The organism is Bradyrhizobium sp. WCU1, from assembly GCF_053474805.1.
On sequence record NZ_CM130280.1, the window covers coordinates 6,766,855 to 6,785,389 of the forward strand.

Consider the following 18,535-nt stretch of genomic DNA (forward strand, 5'->3'; position numbering starts at 1 on the left):
TGTTCCCGGGACTCTTGAAGAGGTCGGGGATTATTTTCACCACGGAATCATTTGGAGTGCCGTCATGCCGAAAGCAGTTCGTATTGCGACCCCGATCAAGGTTTCGTCTGCGTCCGACAATTCAGACTCGTCAGACTCGGCACAGTTCGTGACGGTCGCGCTGTTTTCCGGCATCGGCCTGCTGATTTCGCTCGTCGCCGTCATCTGCGGCATCCAAGGCGTCTGGTTCTGAGTTCCATCAAATGAATGGCCTGCCGCCGCCAGGGGCGACGGCAGGTGCTTGACCACATCAGGCCGCGTTCAAGCTGCCGGCAGCTTGCAGCGCGCCCGCGACCGCCTTCTCGCGATGCTCGGGGCCGACCTGGATGCCGTCGGCGGGGATGAACTCCACATTCCTGACGCCGATGAAACCGAACACTCCACGCAGATAGGTCTCGAGGTGCTCGAGCGCGGCCATCGGCGTGTCGGCGCCGTAATAGCCGCCGCGCGAGATCGCGATGATGACGCGCTTGTTGCCGGCCAGCCCCTCGACGCCGGTCGGGCCGTATTTGAAGGTCTTGCCTGCGACGAGGATGCGGTCGATCCAGGCCTTGAGCTGCGAGGGGATCGTGAAGTTGTACATCGGCGCACCGATCACCACGATGTCGGCGGCGAGGAACTCGTCGAGCACCGCCTGGCCGGTCGCGATGTCGTCGCGCACCGACGGATCAGGCGCCGCGCCCTGGCTGGCCGCAAGGTGCAGGCCGGAGAGGTGGGCGAGCGGGGTCTGGCTGAGGTCGCGGTAGCTCACGACGAGGCCGGGATTGGCCTGGCGCAGCCGCTCGACGGCGGCGGCGGAGACCTGGCGGCTGACGGAATGAGGGCCGAGGACGGAGGAATCGATGTGCAGAAGTTTCATGGCAGGGGTCACCTTTGGTATAGGTTTGTAACTGGCGCTATATGAGTGACCGTCTTAAATCTCCGCAAGAACGCACATTTTTGAAACCCGAGCACACCAATGGAACCCGAGCACATCGATGTAACCGTCGCGACCGGTCTTCCGCGTCAACCAGACACGCATCAGGACTGCCGCGGCGTGGCCTCGGTGTTGTCGCGGGTCGGCGACAAATGGAGCGTGCTGGTCATCATGCTGCTGCGCGACGGACCGCGCCGCTTCAATGAGCTGAAGCGCATGATCAACGGCATCTCGCAGCGGATGCTGACGCTGACCCTGCGCGGGCTGGAGCGCGACGGCCTGGTGACGCGCACGGTGTTTCCGACCATCCCGCCGCGGGTCGATTACGAGCTGACCGATCTCGGGCGCGGGCTCGCGGTGCCAGTGATGGCGCTCGGCGAATGGGCGTTCGCGCATCTGCCGGAGATCGAGGGCGCGCGGAACGATTTTGATGCGCGCAATGCGGAGTGATCAGGTCGCAACCGCGACTAAATCATCGACACCAGCCCGCCGCCGTGACGCTCCAGTTTGCCTGCCAATTCAAGCTCCAGCAGCACGGCGCGGACGATGGCGGGCGAGACGTCGGCCATCCGGATCAGATCGTCGAGGCTGATCGGGCTCGGCCCGAGCAGGTTGATGATGCGGGCGCGATCACCGCCATCAGTGGCAAAATCGAGTGGCTCGTCGTTTTCGCGCGCGCCGAGCATGACGGGCCGCTCCATGATCGGCGCGACCGCGTTGATGACGTCGGCAGCTTCGGTCACCAGCGTGGCACCTTGCTTGATCAGGTCGTTGGCGCCGGCAGCGCGCGGATCGATCGGCGAGCCCGGCACCGCGAACACTTCGCGGCCCTGTTCGGCCGCCATCCGCGCCGTGATCAACGAACCCGAACGGTGCGCGGCCTCCACCACCACGACGCCGAGCGAGGCGCCCGAGATCAGCCGGTTGCGGCGGGGAAAGTCGCGCGCTCGCGGCACGTGGCCGAGCGGCATCTCCGAGATCGCCGCGCCGTGTTCGAGCAGGGCCGCCAGCAGATCCGCGTGCTCCGGCGGATAGATGCGGTCGTGGCCGCCGGCGAGCACCGCGACTGTGCCGCTGGCAACGGTGGTGCGATGCGCTGCCTGGTCGATGCCGCGGGCCAGGCCCGAGATCACGACAAAGCCGGCGTCGCCGAGATCGCGCGCCAGGGTGCCTGCAAATTTCAGCCCGGCGCCGGACGCATTGCGGGAGCCGACGATCGCGATCATCGGCCGCATCATTGTGGCGCGCGTGCCGCGCACGCCGAGCAACGGCGGCGCATCGTCGATGGTGGCAAGCCGCGCCGGATAATGCTCCTCTTCCGGTGCGACGAGGTCGATGCCGAACCGGCGGCAGGCCGCGAGCTCGGCTGTGGCGTCGGCCTCGCTGCAGATCCGCTGCGGTCCCGATCCGCCGCCGCGGCGTGCGAGGTCCGGCAAGCGCTCCAGCGCGTGCGCGGCGTCGCCAAAATGGCGGAGCAGCGATGCAAAGGTACGCGGGCCGACATTGTCGGAGCGGATCAGCCGCAGGCGGTTGAGCCGTTCGATGTCGGTGAGTTTTGTCGGGCTGGGCGAGCGGTCATGCATGGGAGGCCCAGCTTCGCCCAACCAGAGATTGTGATCAACTGCGACATTGGCGCCACCGCGCGTGACGCGCTAAAAGCAGCCGCCAACATCAGGAAGCTCCCATGATCTCACTTGCCGACTTTCAAGCGCGTATCGAGCAGGGCGCGCTGTTGCCGGATGCCGCCATCGGCCAATCGCTGGAGGCGATCCGCGCACAGGACAATGCGATCGGGGCCTTCGTCCGCCATGATCCAAGGGCGCGTGCGCAAACGGCCGGGCCTTTGCGTGGCATCGCGGTCGGCATCAAGGACATCATCGATACCGCTGACTTCCCGACCGAGATGGGCGCTGCGATCTATCGCGGCCATCAGCCGCGGGCCGATGCGCCTGTGGTGATGGCGCTGAAGCAGGCTGGCGCGACCATCATCGGCAAGACCACGACGACCGCGTTCGCGGCGAATGATCCGACCGCGACGGTCAATCCGCGCAACCACGCGCACACCCCGGGTGGATCGTCCTCGGGCTCGGCGGCTGCGGTCGCTGCCGGCATGGTCTCGCTGGCATTGGGGACACAGACCGGAGGCTCGGTGATCCGGCCGGCCTCGTTCTGCGGCGTCGCCGCGATCAAGCCGAGCTACCGGCTGCTGCCGACCGTCGGCGTGAAGTGTTTTTCATGGACGCTCGATACGGTCGGGTTGTTCGGCGCCGGCGTGCGCGATGTCGCGCTGGGGCTGGCCGCGATGACGAAACGGACTGATCTTGTCGTGCCATCGGCTGTGCCGGCGCCGCGGATCGGCATGGTGACGCAAGCCTTCGCCGGCGCGCCCGAACCGTCCGGCGCGGAGGCGTTGCAGCGGGCCGCACGCGCCGCGGAGCAGGCCGGCGCGACGGTGCGTGAGATTGCCGTGGCCGACGTCATCGCGGAGGCATGGCGGATCCATCCTGACGTGCAGGAGTTCGAGGCGCATCAGTCGCTCGCCTGGGAGTATGGGCAGAACTACGAGGCGATGCCGCCGCTGCTGCGTGGCCGGCTCGACGAGAGCAAAGGCGGCACGCCCGCCGAGTACGACGCGGCGATGGACGTCACGCTGCGGGCGCGGCAGGCGCTGGCCGGCATTTTCGACGAGGTCGACGTGCTGCTGACGCTGTCGGCGCCGGGTGCCGCGCCGAAGGGACTGACGTCGACCGGCGATCCCCGTTACAACCGGCTCTGGACCTTGATGGGCGTACCCTGCGTCAACGTGCCGACGCTGGTTGCCGAAGCGGGATTGCCGGTGGGAGTGACGGTGATCGCGCCGTTCGGCGGCGATGCGAAGGCGCTGGCGGCCGCGAGTTTTGTTGAGGATGCGTTGGGAAAATAACGACTGTCATTCCGGGGCGCGACGAAGTCGCGAGCCCGGAATCCATTTCACAGCGACATCTGCGGCTCGATGGATTCCGGGCTCTCGCTACGCGAGCCCCGGAATGACGGAGAGATCTATTTCTTCTCGCCGATCTTGCCTTCGGTGCCGGCCTGCAGGCGCTTGATGTTCTCGCGGTGCATGTAGAACAGCAGCAGCGTCAGCACGGCGAACAGCGAGGCGAGCGCGCTGTGGCCGAACCACCACAGGAACAGCGGCGTCACGAACGCGGCGATCAGCGCCGACAGCGACGAGTAGCGCGTGGTGTAGGCGGTGCCGAGCCAGATCACGGCAAAGATCAGCGCCGCCGGCCAGAACAGGCCGAGCAGCACGCCGAGATAGGTCGCGACACCCTTGCCGCCGTGGAATTTCAGCCAGACCGGGAAGAGGTGGCCGAGGAATGCCCCCAGCGCCGCCAGCATTGCCGCATTCGGGCCACCGATCGTCCCCGCGATGATGACGGCGACCGTGCCCTTCAGCATGTCGCCGATCAGCGTCGCCGCGGCGAGGCCCTTGCGGCCGGTGCGCAGCACGTTGGTGGCGCCGATATTGCCCGAGCCGATGGTGCGCAGATCCTGCGTGCCGGCGAGCCTCGTCAGGATCATGCCGAACGGGATCGAGCCCAAGAGATAGCCTATCAGCAAGGCGGCCGGCAGGAACGCGTCAGCAGACATCGCGGTGGCTCCCTGGACAGCCGGGACGGTCCAATTCGGACGAATCCATCAATGAAATATTAACCATCAATCCGCACCATGGCCGTGGAAATGAGGGAGCTTATCATGGCTTCTGTTCGCAGGCGGCTGGAGCAGGTTTTCTTTGTCGTTTACGTCGCGGCCATCGTCGTTGGAACGACGATGGAGGCGATGTCGCAACTCGCGGCGCGCTAGGTTCCACTCTGACTTAGACGTGCTCGTACACGGTGCGTCCACCGACGATGGTCCGCGTCACGCGGCCCGAGAAGCGGGCGTCGTCGAACGGCGTATTCTTGCACAGTGATTTGAGATCGTCGCGATCGAGCACCCAGGGTGTGTCGGCATCGATCACGATCACGTCGGCCGGGGCGCCGGCGCGCAGGGTGCCGCCCGGCAGGCCGAGCAGTTCGGCCGGCCGCGTCGACATCGCCCGGATCAGCGTCTTGAAGTCCATCTCGCCATTGTGGATCAGCCGCAGCGCCGCCGGCAGCATGGTCTGCAGGCCGACTGCGCCGCTGGCCGCTTCCGCGAACGGCAACCGCTTGACCTCGACGTCCTGCGGATTGTGATCGCTCATCACGACATCAATCAGCCCGGAGGCCAGCGCCGCGACCAGCGCCCTGCGGTCCTCCTCGGTGCGCAGCGGCGGCGCCAGCTTGAGGAAGGTGCGGTAGGGGCCGATGTCGTTTTCGTTCAAGGTCACATGGTTGATCGAGACCGAGGCCGAAACGTTGTGGCCGGCGTCGCGGGCACGCTTGAGGATCTCCAGCGACTCGGTCGAGGTCAGCGAGGCCGCGTGATAGCGCCCGCCGGTCAGCCCCGCGAGCCGCATGTCGCGCTCGAGCATGATCGATTCGGCGGCGGTCGGAATCCCGGCGAGGCCGAGCCGGGTGGCGAACTCGCCTTCGTTCATGACGCCTTCGCCGACCAGATGCGGATCCTCGGTGTGATGCACGATCAGCGCATCGAAATCGCGGGCATAGGTCAGCGCGCGCCGCATCACCTGGGCGTTGGTGACGCTGCGGTCGCCATCGGTGAAGGCGACGGCGCCGGCGGCCTTGAGCAGGCCGATCTCGGTCATCTCCTGGCCCTGCATGCCCTTGGTCAGCGCCGCCATCGGATGGATGTTGACGATCGCGGTGTCGCGGGCGCGGCGCAGCACGAAGTCGACGGTCGCCGAATTGTCGATCACTGGCGAGGTGTCGGGCTGGCAGATGATGGTGGTGATGCCGCCGGCGGCGGCGGCCTGGCTGGCGGATGCAAAGGTCTCGCGATGGCTGGCGCCGGGTTCGCCGACGAAGGCGCGCATGTCGATCAGGCCGGGGGCCACGATCTTGCCGGCGCAATTGACGATGTCGGTGCCTTCGGGGACGCCGGCGGCACCGATGCCACGCTTGGCGTCACGGATCACGCCGTCTGCGATCAGGACATCGCCCGGACCGTCGAAGTCGCGGGAGGGATCGATGACGCGGGCGTTGGCGAGCAGGATGGGGCGGCGGTCAGTCAGCATGGCGTCACGCGTTCGGCAGGTTGCGGGCGAGCGCTTCGAGCACTGCCATGCGCACCGCCACACCCATTTCGACTTGTTCACGGATCAGCGATTGCGCGCCGTCGGCAACGAAGGTGTCGATCTCGACACCGCGGTTCATCGGCCCCGGATGCATCACCAGCGCGTCCGGCTTGGCGTAGCCGAGCTTCTTCTGGTCGAGGCCGAAATAGTGGAAATACTCGCCCGACGACGGCACGAAGGAGCCGTTCATGCGCTCGCGCTGCAGCCGCAGCATCATGACGATGTCGGCGCCGTTCAGCCCCTCGCGCATGTCACGCGCGACCTCGACGCCCATCCGCTCGATGCCGGGCGGCAGCAAGGTGGAGGGAGCCACCACGCGGACGCGGGCGCCCATCGTGTTGAGCAGGAAGATGTTGGAGCGCGCCACTCGGGAATGCAGCACGTCGCCGCAGATCGCGATCACGAGCCCCTCGAGCCGGCCCTTGTTGCGGCGGATGGTGAGCGCGTCGAGTAGCGCCTGGGTCGGGTGCTCGTGGCTGCCGTCGCCGGCATTGATCACGGAACCGTCAACCTTGCGCGCCAGCAGCTCGACCGCGCCGGAGGCGTGGTGGCGCACCACCAGGATGTCGGGGTGCATCGCGTTCAGCGTCACCGCGGTGTCCATCAGGGTCTCGCCCTTGCGGGTCGACATTGATGACACCGACATGTTCATGACGTCGGCGCCCAAGCGTTTTCCGGCGATCTCGAACGAGGACTGGGTCCGGGTCGAGGCCTCGAAGAACAGATTGACCTGGGTGCGGCCGCGCAGACTGGCGCGTTTCTTGTCGACCTGGCGGTTGAGCTCGACATACTCCTCGGAGAGGTCGAGCAGGCCCGTGATGTCGTCAGCGGAAAGGCCCTCGATGCCCAGCAGATGCCGGTGACCGAGGACAAAAGTCGATTTCAATGATGGGGTCATTAAAGCCAGAGCTATAGGCGCGGATGGCCGGTGGGGCAAGCGCGAAGAGGGGCCTCAGGAGTTTTCCCCGAGTAAGATGCGGCAGGGCTTCCCGGCGGCCACGGCACGGCTTCCGCCCGGCATCCGCGCCTTGCTTTTGCAGGCGTTTCCGGAACAAGAACTGGAGCCCGGGATCAACCCGGCGATGACGCCGGAGCGCGCGCTCGTGAAAATTGTCGTGATCGTCATCGCTGTTGCGGGGCTGGTCTGGCCGGCCCTTGCCCAGGGGCTGCCGGGCGACTTCGTGTTCCTCCGCGATGTCGATCCGACCATCATCCAGGACATCCGTTACGCCGGTGCGAACAACTTCACGGGGCGGCCGATCGCGGGGTACGACGCGGCGGAATGCGTGGTGAAGCGGGAGGTGGGGGTGCGCCTCAAGGCCGTGCAGCAGGAGCTGGCGCGGCAACGACTGTCGCTGAAGATGTTCGATTGCTACCGGCCGGCCCGTGCGGTCGCCGACATGGTGGCGTGGTCGCGGAACGGCAAGGAGACCGCTGCCGAACGCCGCTACAACCCGGCGTTCTCGAAGGCGGATTTGTTCCGCCTCGGCTATATCGCCACTCATTCCGGTCATTCGACCGGCGCCGCCGTCGATCTCACGCTGGTCGATCTTGGCGCCGACAATTCGCGCAAATTCGATCCGGCCAAGGATTATGCCGATTGCACCGCGCCCGCCGCCGCCCGCGCCCCGGAGGGCAGTGTCGACATGGGCACCGGCTATGATTGTTCCGACGTCAAGGCCCACACCGCTGCGAGCTCGGTCACGCCGGCGCAGCGGCGCTGGCGGAGCACGCTGGTCGCGGCGATGGCCCGGCAGGGGTTTGCCAACTATTCAAAGGAATGGTGGCACTTCTCGCTGCCGGGGGCGGGCGGCGCCGCCTACGATTTCCCGATCGTGCGGGCGCGATAGCACCGGATTTTCCTCAAATCCGAAGCATGTGCGCAACCCAATGCTTGCCCTCGCAACGGCGGCGGCGCGCGCATTCAACACTCCTTAATTGCCGCGCCTATCATGGGCGGACGAACGGGAGCACGGAACATGCGTCTGGCAGGCCTTGCGATCATCTTGGTCGGTGCGATCGGCGTCGTGGCCTATGACCAGTACGACAAGACCACGAACTACACGCGCGTCGACGCGCGCATCAGCGGCGTCAGCGACCAATGCTATCTGGAAAGGGTCGAGCGCGGAATCCTCACCAAGACCAGGTGGACCTCCGACATGGTCCGTTGCGAAGCTGCCGAAGCGCTGCGGAAAGACAATCCGAAGTGGCAGGGCTACGATGTGAGACACAAGATCGAGGTCCGCGTCGCCTATGTGTCGCCGGTCGACGGGGCCACGCATCAGTCGGTGCTGCGGATGTCGTCCTTCCCCTGCGGCCAAGCGCTGCACGCCGGCGATCTGCTTCCGGTACTGGCGTCCAGGACCAAGGTGGACAGGACGCGTTTGACCTGACCGTCTGGCGTGTACTTTTTGCTGCCCCGCGCCGGGTCGCAGGCCTATGATCCCCGCGATTCCATCGCGCTGCCGCCGGCGCATGATCCTGGCCCGTGCAGGCCGGCGTTCCCGGCATTGCGCGCAGAAAGATCAATCCCGAGGAGACCATGACGCAGGCTCCGTTTGCCACGCACGACGTCCTCAACCAGTCGCCGCCGTTTGAGGATATCGACTTCTTCGCGGCCGACGCGCCGCTCGTGGCCGCGGTGGCCGCCAATGGCGGGGCGCCGGCGTCAGCTGAACTCTCCGATTTCGGCAAGCATTGGGGCTCCGCCGTGATGGCGGAGCGCGGCCGCGTCGCCAATGAAAACACGCCGAAGCTGCGCAGCTTCGATGCCAGGGGCAATCGTCGCGACGAGGTCGAGTTTCATCCGGCCTATCACGAGTTGATGGCGCACTCCGCTCATGCCGGGGTGCACAACTCGACCTGGACCGCGGACGGCAAACCCGCCGGCGGCGCGGCCGAGGTGGTGCGCGCGGCGAAATTCTACATCGCTTCCCAGGTCGAGACCGGTCACCTCTGCCCGATCACGATGACGCGCGCCTCGGTCGCGGCGCTGGCCTCGCAACCGGACATCCTCGCGAAAACGATGCCAGTGATCGGCACGCGCGCCTACGACCCGAGCTTTGCGCCATGGTGGGCCAAGCGCGGCATGACGCTCGGCATGGGCATGACCGAAAAGCAGGGCGGCACCGATGTGCGCGCCAACATGACGCGTGCCGAGCCCGATGGCGACGCCTGGCGCATCACCGGGCACAAATGGTTCATGTCGGCGCCGATGTGCGACGCGTTCCTGGTGCTGGCGCAGGCGAAGGATGGCCTGAGCTGCTTCTTCATGCCGCGGTTTGCGCCTGACGGCACCGTGAATGCGATCCATTTCCAGCGCCTCAAGGACAAGCTCGGCAACCGCTCCAATGCCTCGTCCGAGGTCGAATTCCACGGCGCGCATGCCGAGTTGATCGGCGAGGAGGGCAAGGGCATCCGCACCATCATCCAGATGGTGCAGCTGACGCGGCAGGATTGCGCGATCGCGTCCGCCGGCCTGATGCGATCGGGGCTGGCGCATGCGCTCAACCATGCGCGGCATCGCAGCGTGTTCCAGAAGCATCTCGCCGACCAGCCGCTGATGCAGGCGGTGCTGTCAGACATGGCGCTGCATGTCGAGGCGTCCGTCGCGCTGGTGATGCGGCTGTGCCGCGCCTTCGATCGCGCGGGAGCCGATGCAGGCGAGGCGGCCTATATGCGGCTGCTGACGCCGGCGATCAAATACTGGACCTGCAAGAGCGCGCCCGGCTTCCTCTATGAGGCGATGGAGTGCCTCGGCGGCAATGGCTATGTCGAGGAGGGCATTCTGGCGCGGCACTACCGGGAGTCGCCGGTCAACGCGATCTGGGAAGGCTCAGGGAATGTGATGTGCCTCGACGTGTTGCGCGCGCTCGGCCGCGAGGCCGATGCCGCGCTCGTCGTGCTGCGTGCGCTGGCCGACGAGACCGAGGGCCTGCCGGGTGCCGCCGAGGCGGTCGCATCGATCGGGCAATCGTTCCGCCGCCCCGACAGCGAGCGCATCGCGCGGCTTGCGGTCGAGAAGCTGGCGCTGCTGGCGGCGGCCGCGGCGCTCAACCAGGTCTCGCAGAAGAGTGCCGAACTATTCGCGGCGACACGTCTTGCCGAACGCCACGCCGGCATGTACGGCGCGGTGGATCTGTCCGACGCCGATCAGCGCGCGCTGCTGGCGCGGGCGCTGCCATGAAGGTTTGCTGATGGACGCACTCAATCCCGATACTCCGCCGGCTTCCGTCGAACCGCCACCAGGTCCCCCGCGGGTCTGGAAATTCTGGGGCACCGCGCTGTGGGGCCTTGTGATCTTCGCCGCGATGTTCCTTGGCCAGGTCGCGGTCATCATCTGGCGCATCATCGCGCAGGGCGGGGAACTGTCGGCGGCCGGCATCACCCACGTGGTCGCCGACGGCCTGACCATCTCGCTCTCGGTGCTTGCCGGCCTGCCGATGGTGCTGCTGATGCTGTGGTTCGCCATCCGCCGCAGGCGGATCCCGTTCGCCGATTATCTCGGGCTGCGCGGGACGTCGTGGAAGAACGTGATCATCGGCATCGTCGCGCTCGTCGTGCTGGTCGGCGCCTGGGACCTGGTGTCCCGCGCCGCAGGGCGCGAGGTGACGCCGGGCTTCATGGGCGACGTGCTGAAATCGGCACAGGAGCACAGCGCGCTGTGGCTATTGGTGATCGCCTTCGCCGTGGCCGCCCCGCTCTGGGAGGAGCTGTTTGCGCGCGGCTGGCTCTATCGCGGCTGGTCGGAGAGCTCGCTCGGTCCTTACGGCGCGATCCTGCTCTCGTCGCTGGTCTGGACCGCGATGCATCTGCAATATGACTGGTTCTTCCTGTGCGAGGTGCTGTCGATCGGACTCCTGTTCGGCTATCTGCGGTTCCGCACCGGCTCGACCTGGCTCACCATCCTGCTGCACGGACTGAACAATCTGGCGGCGACGATCCAGACCTGGTGGCTGGCGGGGTGAGCAAGGCCATCCGATGATTTGGAATCGCGCACACACTGTGAACGACTATTAAGACGGGCCTCGACTTGGGATCGCAGAGGTCTAAGGCCCTGCCGCGGCGATCACGATCGGCATCGTGATCGCGGCCAGGATCGTCTGCAGCGTGATGATCTGGGCGAGCAGGGGAGCGTCGCCGCCCATCTGGCGCGCCAGCACATAGGCTGAGGGCGAGGTCGGCACCGCGGCGCAGGCGGCGACGATGGCGAGATTGGCACCGGCGACGCCGAACCACACCGCGAGCGCGACCGTGAGCACCGGCATCAGCACCAGCTTCAGCACCAGCGCGATGCTGGCGGCGAGGCTGGGACGGAAGATGCCTTCCGGATGCAGCCCGGCGCCGGTCACCAGCAGGCCGATCGCCAGCGACGAGCCGCCGAGCGCGTCGGCGACGTCATGCCAGATCTGCGGCAGCGGGATATGCGTGACGTTGATGACGAGACCGATCACACAGGCCCAGATCAGCGGGTTCTTCAGCACCGTCATCACGATGGCGCTCACGGACCGCTTCTCCGAGGAGGCATATCTCGCCAGCACGGCGACGCTGAAGACATTGACCAGCGGGATGATGGCGACCATCGCGACCGAGGCGAGCGCGAGACCTGTGCTGTCATAGAGATTGCGTGACACCGACAGCGCGACATAGGTCTGCCAGCGCGTCGCGCCCTGGAAGATCGAGGTGAAGGCGGGGCCATCCACCCCGGCGCGGGCGAGCGGGCCGCGCAGCGCGAGGCAGAGCAGGCACATCAAGAGCGCCGCGAGCAGCAACGCGCCGCCGACGCCGGCGACCGGAACCTTGGTCAGGTCGGCCTTGACCAGCGTCTGTACCAACAGGACGGGGAACAGCACGTAATAAGTGAGCTGCTCCAGCCCATGCCATTGCGTGTCGAGCCGCATCAGCGTGCGCTTCAGGACGAAGCCGAGCACGATCAGCAGGAACACCGGCAGCAGCGCCGCGATCACCACGGCCACGGTCAGCGGTCCCCGCGCAGCTTTGCGAGCCGGTCGAGCGCGCCCTGCAGGATGAAGATCGCGGCGTGCTCGTCGATCACCTCGGCGCGGCGGGCGCGGCTGACATCCATCCCGATCAGCTCGCGCTCGACCGCCGCGGTCGAGAGCCGCTCGTCCCACAGCCCGATCGCCAGCGCGGTGAGGTTTGAGAGGTTGCGGGCAAAGGCCCGGGTCGATTGCGCGCGCGGGCCTTCGCTGCCGTCCATGTTGATCGGCAGGCCCAGCACGAAACCGACCGCGTTGCGCTCGGCTGCGATCGCGAGCAGCCGCGCCGCGTCGACCTTGAACTGCTTGCGCTGGATGGTCTGGACACCGGTCGCGAGCCGCCGGTCCGGATCGGAGACGGCAACGCCGATCGTCTTGGTGCCGAGGTCGAGGCCGACCAGCGCGCCGCGGTCGGGCCAGTGCGGCGCAGCTTCGATCAGGGGAAGGATGGGGGCAGGCATGGACCAGCGCTTAGCACGCAGCCGCGCGCCGAGGCAAAGCCCGGCGTCGGGCGGGCCTCCATGCGAAAACGCCGATCAGGCAGCGATCACCCGATCGTCGCCACCGAGGCACGCGACGAGGCCCTGCAACGGACTGTACTGGTGTGCGGTGCGGCGCTGGATGAACAGCGTCTCGACCTGCGCATGCTTCGGATTGAGCTTGTGGATATTGATGTCGCGCTGGACGTGGTCACGCTCGACGACCGCGCGCGGCAACAGCGTCACGCCCATGTCGGCGGCGACGCAGCCGACCATGCCGTCGAGCGTGCCGAGTTCGAAGCGCGCGGCCGACGGCCAGCCGAACTCGGTGAACACCTGTTCGAGGCGCTGCCGATAGGTGCAGCCGGTGCGGAACACCAGCGCGGTGGGGCCCGATTCCGGTGTGCCGGCGCGCAAGGCGGCGAGCGACTTCCAGCGCTGCGCGGTGACGAGCACCAGTTCCTCGGTGAAGGCCGATGTCGCGGACAGCTCGGCATGCTCGATCGGACCGGCGACGAAGGCGCCATCGAGCGAGCCGTCGAGTACGGCGGCGACGAGATCGGCGCTCGGCGCGGTGCGCAAGGTCAGGCGCACCGCCGGATAGCGGCGGTGAAACTCGGCAAGCAACGTCGGCAGCCGCACCGCAGCGGTGGTCTCCATCGAGCCGATCGACAGCGGCCCCTTCGGCTCGCCGTCGTCGCGCGCGGCGAGCACGGCTTCGCGCGACAGCGCCGCCATGCGCTGCGCATACGGCAGCAGGCGGCGGCCGGCGCCGGTCAGCGACATGCCGCGGCTGTGCCGCTCGAACAGCGCGGTGCCGATCTCGGCCTCCAGCGCCTTGATGCGCTGGGTGACGTTGGACTGCACGGTATTCAGCTCTTCGGCGGCCCGGGTGATGCCGCCGAGCCGGGCGACCGTGGAAAAGGTGAGCAGGTCGGTCAATTCCATCTGGGACCACCGTTTCAATTTAGAGATGGCAGCGTTCTCTAGTATTCATTTTCGCAGAATGTTAGGCCCGCTTAGGCTTGGAGTCCAGAACAGCAAGTCCAGAACAGGGAGCAAGCGCATGCCGATCGGCACCGAATTGACGGCGCGTCTGGGCACCGAACATCCGATCCTGGCGGCGCCGATGGCGATGATCACGGGCAGCCGGCTGGTGAAGGCGGTGAGCGAGGCTGGCGGCTTCGGCATTCTGGGCGGCGGCTATGGTGAGAAGGCCTGGCTCGAGGCGGAGACCGCGGCGCTCAGGGGATTTCGCCGTCCGTTCGGCATCGGCTTCATCACCTGGAGTCTCGCCAAGCAACCCGAACTGATGGACATCGCGCTGGAGGCGCGGCCGCGCGCGGTGATGCTGTCGTTCGGCGATCCCGCGCCGTTCGCGCCTGATATCAAAGCCGCCGGCGCGCTTCTGATCTGCCAGGTGCAGAATGAGGAGATGGCGCAAGCGGCGCTCGATTGCGGCGCCGACATCCTGATTGCGCAGGGAACGGAGGCGGGTGGTCACGGCGCGTCGCGCACCACGCTCGACATCGTGCCTGCGATCATCGATTTCGCGGCAGGACGTGTGCCTGTGGTCGCAGCCGGCGGCATCGCTGATGGCCGCGGTGTCGCCGCGATGATGATGCTCGGCGCGTCCGGCGTGCTGATGGGCACGCGCTTCTATGCCAGCGTCGAGGCCGACGCGCCCGAGCGGGCGAAGCAGTTGATCCGTGCGGCCAAGAGCGGCGAGACGGTGCGCGGCGTCGTGATGGACTGGTCGCGCAAGCTGATCTGGCCGGCGCCGTTCACGGCGCGCTCGCTTGCCAACGATCACCTGCGGCGCTGGTCCGGCCACGAGATCGAGCTGATGCAGCGGGTGGACGAGATCGCTGTGGAATATGCCGCGGCGCGGAGCGCGGGCAATTTCGACATTGCCGCAGTGTTTGCCGGCGAGTCCGTCGGCCTGATCCATGATATCGTTCCCGCGGCCGAGATCGTCGGCCGCATCGTCGCCGAAGCCGAGCAGTCGCTGCAGGGCCGGCGCAACTTTTCACCTTCTCCCCTTGTGGGAGAAGGTGGTCATAGGCGGCCTCCGGCCGCCGTATATGAGTAGAGAACGCCGATGCGTGGCATCGGCTATGTGCAATCCGCACCGGATGAGGGGTCTGTATCTGCGGAGAGGAACCCCTCACCCGACTTCGATGCTTCCGCATCGAAGTCACCCTCTCCCACAAGGGGAGAGGGTAATTCCGAGCAAGCCAGGAAAGAGACACACCATGTGGCCGGACCGTCGATTGATCGATCGCTTCAAGACCGAATTCCCGATCGTGCTGGCGCCGATGGCCGGCGTGATGGATGCCGACCTGGTGATCGCGGTGGCGCAGGGCGGCGGGCTCGGCTCGCTGCCATGCGCGATGTTGTCGGCCGAGAAGGCGCGAGAGCAGGTCAACATCATCCGCCAGCGCGTGTCTGCGCCGATCAACCTCAATTTCTTCTGCCACAAGGCGGTCGATGCCGATCCGGCGCGCGAGGCACAATGGCGGCAGCGGCTCGCGCCTTACTACCGCGAGCACGGCCTCGATCCCAACGCACCGATCAACGCGGCGAACCGCGCGCCGTTCGATGCGGCGTTCTGCGCCGTGGTCGAGGAGCTGAAGCCCGAGGTCGTCAGCTTCCATTTCGGCCTGCCTGAGCCAAAACTGTTGCAACGGGTGAAGGGGACGGGCGCCATCGTGATGTCGTCGGCGACGACCGTGAAGGAGGCGATCTGGCTCGAGGAGAACGGCGCCGACGTGGTCATCGCGCAGGGCGCCGACGCCGGCGGCCATCGCGCCATGTTCCTGACCGATGATATCGCCGAGCAGCCGGGCACTTTCTCGCTGCTGCCGCAGGTGGTGGATGCGGTGAAGGTGCCGGTCGTCGCGGCGGGCGGCATCGCCGACGGGCGCGGCATCGCGGCGGCCTTCGCGCTCGGTGCCTCGGCCGTGCAGGTCGGCACGGCCTATCTGCGTTGCCCGGAATCCAAGGTGAGCGCGCAGGGCCGTGTCGCGCTGGCGCAGGCCAGCGATGAATCGACCGTCATCACCAATGTGATGACCGGCCGTCCGGCGCGCGGCGTCGCCAACCGTGTGATGCGCGAGGTCGGCCCGATCTCGCCTGACGCGCCGGCGTTCCCGCACGCGGCCACCGCCCTCGGGCCGTTGAAGGCAGCTGCCGAAAAGCAGGGCAAGGTCGATTTCACCAATCTGTGGGCCGGGCAGGCGGTGCGGATGGGCAAGGAGATGCCGGCCGCCGAGCTGACCCGCGCACTCGCCGGCGCGGCGCTGGCGCGGATGGGGGCGCTGTCTCAGGCCTGACGCGCGGGCTCGTCCCGGATAATTTCAAGGTGCTCGGTCGCGAGCCTGCGGTAATGCGCGGCCATTTCCTTGTAATGCTGCCGCGAGATCGGGTCCGCGGCGCTTTCGGCGCGGCGCTCGAACATCTCGGCCTTTTCCTGCAAGGCCCTTGCCTGGGACATGGCCATCGCTCGCCTCGCTCAGACCAGGCAGGCCACGTAAACGATTGCGATCCCCAGCACTGTGCCGATCGACCACAGAGCAGGGTCCCAGCCGTCGGACCGGGGGCGGCTTTCGAGCATTGACATGACGCGCTCCGAACTTTTCTGTTTGAACGGAGTAGGCGCCGGCAATGTTTCCGGACGACTTCGTGGCGGGCGGGAAGTGGTTTCGTCGTGGGTTTCGCAGCCGCAATGTCTCGCACCGGGGGCCGGCGGAGCGTCCAAGCCCCGGGGGGCCGGATTGGCGCGGTTGCGGCGCAAAACCGGCCTCTGCTATACGGCAGGCTGACCTTTCAGCCTGACCACCCGAGGCCCTATATAATGTCCGTAGATGCCACGACCGTCCGCCGCATCGCGCATCTGGCGCGGATCGCGGTCAGCGACGCCGAGGTTCCCCATCTCCAGGGCGAACTGAACGCGATGCTGGCCTTTGTCGAGCAGCTGTCGGAGGTGAATATCGAGGGCGTCGAGCCGATGACCTCGGTGACGCCGATGGAGATGAAGAAGCGCGCCGACGTGGTCAATGACGGCGAGATTGCCGATATCATCGTCCGCAATGCGCCCGACACCGCGAACGACTTCTTCCTGGTGCCGAAGGTGGTCGAGTAGTTTCTCTGTTCTGGGACGATGGCGATGTGTCTGCTCTGCGACGATGAGAAGGCCTACAAGGCCTACATGGACTTCCTCGATGCGATGGAGCGCAAGGGGAAGGTCGCCGATCCCAACGCGGCGATGGACGCCGTCCTCGACCATCTCGAGGCGCTTGACGCTGCCCGCGCCAAGGAAAATGCCAACAACCGGGCGCGCCAGGACGACCCCGCCAACGACAAGACCCTGTCTCCGTTCTTCTGCAGCCCGATCAATAAATGACCGATTTGACATCGCTGACGATCGCCGAGGCCCGCGAGGGCCTGGCGAGCAAGTCTTTCACCGCCGCTGAGCTGACCGATGCGCATCTCGCCGCCATCGAGGCCGCGCGGGTGCTCAATGCCTATGTGCTCGAAACACCTGACCGTGCCCGCGAGATGGCGAAGGCCGCCGACGAGAAGATCGCCAAGGGCGAGGGCGGACCGCTGGCCGGCATTCCGCTCGGCATCAAGGACCTGTTCGCGACCCGCGATATCAGGACCACGGCGTGCTCGAAGATCCTCGGCAATTTCATCCCGCCCTACGAGTCGACAGTGACCTCGCAGCTGTGGCGCGACGGTGCGGTGCTGCTCGGCAAGCTCAACAATGACGAGTTCGCGATGGGCTCGTCGAACGAGACGTCGCATTTCGGCCCGGTCACCAATCCGTGGCGACGCGAGGGCAGCAACACCACGCTGGTGCCGGGCGGTTCGTCCGGCGGTTCGGCCTCCGCGGTGGCGGCGCTGCTCTGCATGGGCGCGACGGCGACCGACACCGGCGGCTCGATCCGCCAGCCTGCGGCGTTCACCGCGACCGTCGGCATCAAGCCGACCTACGGCCGCTGCTCGCGCTGGGGCATCGTGGCGTTCGCGTCCTCGCTCGACCAGGCCGGCCCGATCGCGCGCACGACGCGCGACGCCGCGATCCTGATGCGCTCGATGGCCGGGCACGATCCGAAGGACACCACGTCGGTCGACATCGCCGTGCCGGACTACGAGGCCGCGATCGGCAAGTCCGTGAAGGGCATGAAGATCGGTATTCCCAAAGAGTATCGCCTCGACGGCATGCCGGCCGAGATCGAAAAGCTCTGGAGCGAGGGCGCGCAATGGCTGAAGGCCGCAGGCGCCGAGCTCGTCGAGGTGTCGCTGCCGCACACCAAATACGCGCTGCCGGCCTACTACATCGTGGCGCCGGCGGAAGCCTCGTCGAACCTCGCGCGCTATGACGGCGTGCGCTACGGACTGCGCGATCCCGGCAAGAACATCATCGAGATGTACGAGAACACCCGCGCCGACGGCTTTGGCGACGAGGTCCGCCGCCGCGTGCTGATCGGCACCTACGTGCTCTCGGCCGGCTATTACGATGCCTATTATCTGCGCGCGCAGAAGGTGCGGACGCTGATCAAGAAGGATTTCGAGGACTGCTTCGCCAAGGGCGTGAACGCGATCCTGACGCCGGCGACGCCGTCGGCGGCGTTCGGCATCGGCGAGAAGGGCGGCGCCGATCCCGTTGAGATGTATCTCAACGACATCTTCACGGTGACCGTGAACATGGCGGGCCTGCCGGGCATCGCCGTGCCCGCGGGCAAGGACAGCCAGGGTCTGCCGCTCGGCCTGCAACTGATTGGCCGTCCGTTCGACGAGGAGACGTTGTTCTCGCTCGGCGAGGTGATCGAGCAGGCGGCCGGCCGCTTCACGGCGCCCAAATGGTGGTGAG

At 66.8% G+C, this 18,535-nt stretch carries 21 protein-coding genes; 12 read left to right on the forward strand and 9 right to left on the reverse strand.

The window, feature by feature from the left end:
* Positions 1-64: 64 nt before the first annotated feature.
* Positions 65-232: a hypothetical protein gene (locus tag ACTUWL_RS31700; protein WP_021078315.1), complete on the forward strand. Its 168-nt coding sequence runs from the start codon at positions 65-67 to the stop codon at positions 230-232.
* A gap of 57 nt (positions 233-289) precedes the next feature.
* On the opposite strand, the gene ACTUWL_RS31705 is transcribed toward ACTUWL_RS31700, so the two are convergent.
* Positions 290-898: an FMN-dependent NADH-azoreductase gene (locus ACTUWL_RS31705; RefSeq protein ID WP_021078316.1), complete on the reverse strand. Its 609-nt coding sequence runs from the start codon at positions 896-898 to the stop codon at positions 290-292.
* 99 nt (positions 899-997) lie between these two features.
* Here ACTUWL_RS31705 and ACTUWL_RS31710 point away from each other — a divergent pair, with 99 nt between their 5' ends.
* Positions 998-1,405, forward strand: coding sequence for a winged helix-turn-helix transcriptional regulator (locus ACTUWL_RS31710; RefSeq protein ID WP_021078317.1), 408 nt, complete (start codon positions 998-1,000; stop codon positions 1,403-1,405).
* A gap of 17 nt (positions 1,406-1,422) precedes the next feature.
* Here ACTUWL_RS31710 and dprA read toward each other — a convergent pair whose 3' ends face one another.
* Positions 1,423-2,538, reverse strand: a complete 1,116-nt coding sequence (gene dprA / locus ACTUWL_RS31715) for a DNA-processing protein DprA (protein ID WP_021078318.1) — start codon at positions 2,536-2,538, stop codon at positions 1,423-1,425.
* 101 nt (positions 2,539-2,639) lie between these two features.
* On the opposite strand from dprA, the gene ACTUWL_RS31720 reads away from it, so the two are divergent.
* Positions 2,640-3,878 carry an amidase gene (locus tag ACTUWL_RS31720; RefSeq protein ID WP_021078319.1) on the forward strand — a complete coding sequence of 413 codons (1,239 nt, stop codon included), beginning with the start codon at positions 2,640-2,642 and terminating at the stop codon, positions 3,876-3,878.
* A 116-nt stretch (positions 3,879-3,994) separates the two neighbouring features.
* Here ACTUWL_RS31720 and plsY read toward each other — a convergent pair whose 3' ends face one another.
* The 3 genes from plsY to ACTUWL_RS31735 form a co-directional block, all read right to left on the reverse strand.
* The gene (plsY, locus tag ACTUWL_RS31725) at positions 3,995-4,591 is read right to left on the reverse strand and encodes a glycerol-3-phosphate 1-O-acyltransferase PlsY (protein ID WP_021078320.1); all 597 of its coding nucleotides are present in this window, start codon (positions 4,589-4,591) and stop codon (positions 3,995-3,997) included.
* A gap of 226 nt (positions 4,592-4,817) precedes the next feature.
* Positions 4,818-6,119, reverse strand: a complete 1,302-nt coding sequence (locus tag ACTUWL_RS31730) for a dihydroorotase (RefSeq protein WP_021078322.1) — start codon at positions 6,117-6,119, stop codon at positions 4,818-4,820.
* A 4-nt stretch (positions 6,120-6,123) separates the two neighbouring features.
* Positions 6,124-7,077, reverse strand: a complete 954-nt coding sequence (locus ACTUWL_RS31735) for an aspartate carbamoyltransferase catalytic subunit (RefSeq protein WP_021078323.1) — start codon at positions 7,075-7,077, stop codon at positions 6,124-6,126.
* Positions 7,078-7,261: 184 nt separating this feature from the next.
* Here ACTUWL_RS31735 and ACTUWL_RS31740 point away from each other — a divergent pair, with 184 nt between their 5' ends.
* The 4 genes from ACTUWL_RS31740 to ACTUWL_RS31755 all read left to right on the forward strand — a co-directional run bounded on the left by ACTUWL_RS31740 (position 7,262) and on the right by ACTUWL_RS31755 (position 11,146).
* The gene (locus ACTUWL_RS31740) at positions 7,262-8,029 is read left to right on the forward strand and encodes a M15 family metallopeptidase (protein ID WP_106940216.1); all 768 of its coding nucleotides are present in this window, start codon (positions 7,262-7,264) and stop codon (positions 8,027-8,029) included.
* 129 nt (positions 8,030-8,158) lie between these two features.
* The gene (locus tag ACTUWL_RS31745) at positions 8,159-8,572 is read left to right on the forward strand and encodes a hypothetical protein (protein WP_021078325.1); all 414 of its coding nucleotides are present in this window, start codon (positions 8,159-8,161) and stop codon (positions 8,570-8,572) included.
* Between the two features lie 149 nt (positions 8,573-8,721).
* Positions 8,722-10,365 (forward strand): acyl-CoA dehydrogenase family protein, encoded by a 1,644-nt coding sequence (locus ACTUWL_RS31750; RefSeq protein ID WP_021078326.1) that lies wholly within the window; start codon positions 8,722-8,724, stop codon positions 10,363-10,365.
* 10 nt (positions 10,366-10,375) lie between these two features.
* Positions 10,376-11,146 carry a CPBP family intramembrane glutamic endopeptidase gene (locus ACTUWL_RS31755; protein ID WP_021078327.1) on the forward strand — a complete coding sequence of 257 codons (771 nt, stop codon included), beginning with the start codon at positions 10,376-10,378 and terminating at the stop codon, positions 11,144-11,146.
* 81 nt (positions 11,147-11,227) lie between these two features.
* On the opposite strand, the gene ACTUWL_RS31760 is transcribed toward ACTUWL_RS31755, so the two are convergent.
* The 3 genes from ACTUWL_RS31760 to ACTUWL_RS31770 form a co-directional block, all read right to left on the reverse strand.
* Positions 11,228-12,154 (reverse strand): AEC family transporter, encoded by a 927-nt coding sequence (locus ACTUWL_RS31760; protein ID WP_021078328.1) that lies wholly within the window; start codon positions 12,152-12,154, stop codon positions 11,228-11,230.
* 2 nt (positions 12,155-12,156) lie between these two features.
* The gene (ruvX, locus tag ACTUWL_RS31765) at positions 12,157-12,639 is read right to left on the reverse strand and encodes a Holliday junction resolvase RuvX (protein WP_021078329.1); all 483 of its coding nucleotides are present in this window, start codon (positions 12,637-12,639) and stop codon (positions 12,157-12,159) included.
* A gap of 75 nt (positions 12,640-12,714) precedes the next feature.
* A complete protein-coding gene (locus ACTUWL_RS31770) occupies positions 12,715-13,605 on the reverse strand; it encodes a LysR family transcriptional regulator (protein ID WP_021078330.1) in 891 nt (296 codons plus the stop codon).
* Between the two features lie 118 nt (positions 13,606-13,723).
* On the opposite strand from ACTUWL_RS31770, the gene ACTUWL_RS31775 reads away from it, so the two are divergent.
* Positions 13,724-14,749: an NAD(P)H-dependent flavin oxidoreductase gene (locus ACTUWL_RS31775; protein ID WP_021078331.1), complete on the forward strand. Its 1,026-nt coding sequence runs from the start codon at positions 13,724-13,726 to the stop codon at positions 14,747-14,749.
* A gap of 163 nt (positions 14,750-14,912) precedes the next feature.
* Positions 14,913-15,992, forward strand: coding sequence for an NAD(P)H-dependent flavin oxidoreductase (locus ACTUWL_RS31780; protein ID WP_021078332.1), 1,080 nt, complete (start codon positions 14,913-14,915; stop codon positions 15,990-15,992).
* Here ACTUWL_RS31780 and ACTUWL_RS31785 read toward each other — a convergent pair.
* Complete coding sequence (locus ACTUWL_RS31785; protein WP_021078333.1) at positions 15,983-16,159, reverse strand: hypothetical protein; 177 nt, start codon at positions 16,157-16,159, stop codon at positions 15,983-15,985. The genes ACTUWL_RS31780 and ACTUWL_RS31785 overlap by 10 nt on opposite strands.
* Positions 16,160-16,513: 354 nt before the next feature.
* On the opposite strand from ACTUWL_RS31785, the gene gatC reads away from it, so the two are divergent.
* From gatC to gatA, 3 genes are read left to right on the forward strand one after another with little or no spacing between them, the layout of a single operon-like run.
* Positions 16,514-16,801: an Asp-tRNA(Asn)/Glu-tRNA(Gln) amidotransferase subunit GatC gene (gene gatC, locus ACTUWL_RS31790; RefSeq protein WP_021078335.1), complete on the forward strand. Its 288-nt coding sequence runs from the start codon at positions 16,514-16,516 to the stop codon at positions 16,799-16,801.
* Between the two features lie 24 nt (positions 16,802-16,825).
* Positions 16,826-17,062 (forward strand): hypothetical protein, encoded by a 237-nt coding sequence (locus ACTUWL_RS31795; RefSeq protein ID WP_021078336.1) that lies wholly within the window; start codon positions 16,826-16,828, stop codon positions 17,060-17,062.
* Positions 17,059-18,534, forward strand: a complete 1,476-nt coding sequence (gene gatA / locus ACTUWL_RS31800) for an Asp-tRNA(Asn)/Glu-tRNA(Gln) amidotransferase subunit GatA (RefSeq protein ID WP_021078337.1) — start codon at positions 17,059-17,061, stop codon at positions 18,532-18,534. Before ACTUWL_RS31795 ends, gatA begins: the two co-directional genes overlap by 4 nt.
* Position 18,535 lies beyond the last annotated feature (1 nt).

What these genes read in the sequence shown, in the direction of transcription:
- ACTUWL_RS31700 (WP_021078315.1), top strand. Translation starts at nt 65, where the DNA reads ATGCCGAAAGCAGTTCGTATTGCGACCCCGATCAAGGTTTCGTCTGCG.
- ACTUWL_RS31740 (WP_106940216.1), top strand. Translation starts at nt 7,262, where the DNA reads ATGACGCCGGAGCGCGCGCTCGTGAAAATTGTCGTGATCGTCATCGCT.
- ACTUWL_RS31730 (WP_021078322.1), bottom strand. Translation starts at nt 6,119, where the DNA reads ATGCTGACTGACCGCCGCCCCATCCTGCTCGCCAACGCCCGCGTCATC.
- ACTUWL_RS31735 (WP_021078323.1), bottom strand. Translation starts at nt 7,077, where the DNA reads ATGACCCCATCATTGAAATCGACTTTTGTCCTCGGTCACCGGCATCTG.
- plsY (WP_021078320.1), bottom strand. Translation starts at nt 4,591, where the DNA reads ATGTCTGCTGACGCGTTCCTGCCGGCCGCCTTGCTGATAGGCTATCTC.
- ACTUWL_RS31705 (WP_021078316.1), bottom strand. Translation starts at nt 898, where the DNA reads ATGAAACTTCTGCACATCGATTCCTCCGTCCTCGGCCCTCATTCCGTC.
- ACTUWL_RS31720 (WP_021078319.1), top strand. Translation starts at nt 2,640, where the DNA reads ATGATCTCACTTGCCGACTTTCAAGCGCGTATCGAGCAGGGCGCGCTG.
- dprA (WP_021078318.1), bottom strand. Translation starts at nt 2,538, where the DNA reads ATGCATGACCGCTCGCCCAGCCCGACAAAACTCACCGACATCGAACGG.
- ACTUWL_RS31785 (WP_021078333.1), bottom strand. Translation starts at nt 16,159, where the DNA reads ATGGCCATGTCCCAGGCAAGGGCCTTGCAGGAAAAGGCCGAGATGTTC.
- ACTUWL_RS31755 (WP_021078327.1), top strand. Translation starts at nt 10,376, where the DNA reads ATGGACGCACTCAATCCCGATACTCCGCCGGCTTCCGTCGAACCGCCA.
- ACTUWL_RS31795 (WP_021078336.1), top strand. Translation starts at nt 16,826, where the DNA reads ATGTGTCTGCTCTGCGACGATGAGAAGGCCTACAAGGCCTACATGGAC.
- gatA (WP_021078337.1), top strand. Translation starts at nt 17,059, where the DNA reads ATGACCGATTTGACATCGCTGACGATCGCCGAGGCCCGCGAGGGCCTG.
- ACTUWL_RS31770 (WP_021078330.1), bottom strand. Translation starts at nt 13,605, where the DNA reads ATGGAATTGACCGACCTGCTCACCTTTTCCACGGTCGCCCGGCTCGGC.
- gatC (WP_021078335.1), top strand. Translation starts at nt 16,514, where the DNA reads ATGTCCGTAGATGCCACGACCGTCCGCCGCATCGCGCATCTGGCGCGG.
- ACTUWL_RS31750 (WP_021078326.1), top strand. Translation starts at nt 8,722, where the DNA reads ATGACGCAGGCTCCGTTTGCCACGCACGACGTCCTCAACCAGTCGCCG.
- ACTUWL_RS31745 (WP_021078325.1), top strand. Translation starts at nt 8,159, where the DNA reads ATGCGTCTGGCAGGCCTTGCGATCATCTTGGTCGGTGCGATCGGCGTC.
- ruvX (WP_021078329.1), bottom strand. Translation starts at nt 12,639, where the DNA reads ATGCCTGCCCCCATCCTTCCCCTGATCGAAGCTGCGCCGCACTGGCCC.
- ACTUWL_RS31775 (WP_021078331.1), top strand. Translation starts at nt 13,724, where the DNA reads ATGCCGATCGGCACCGAATTGACGGCGCGTCTGGGCACCGAACATCCG.
- ACTUWL_RS31710 (WP_021078317.1), top strand. Translation starts at nt 998, where the DNA reads ATGGAACCCGAGCACATCGATGTAACCGTCGCGACCGGTCTTCCGCGT.
- ACTUWL_RS31780 (WP_021078332.1), top strand. Translation starts at nt 14,913, where the DNA reads ATGTGGCCGGACCGTCGATTGATCGATCGCTTCAAGACCGAATTCCCG.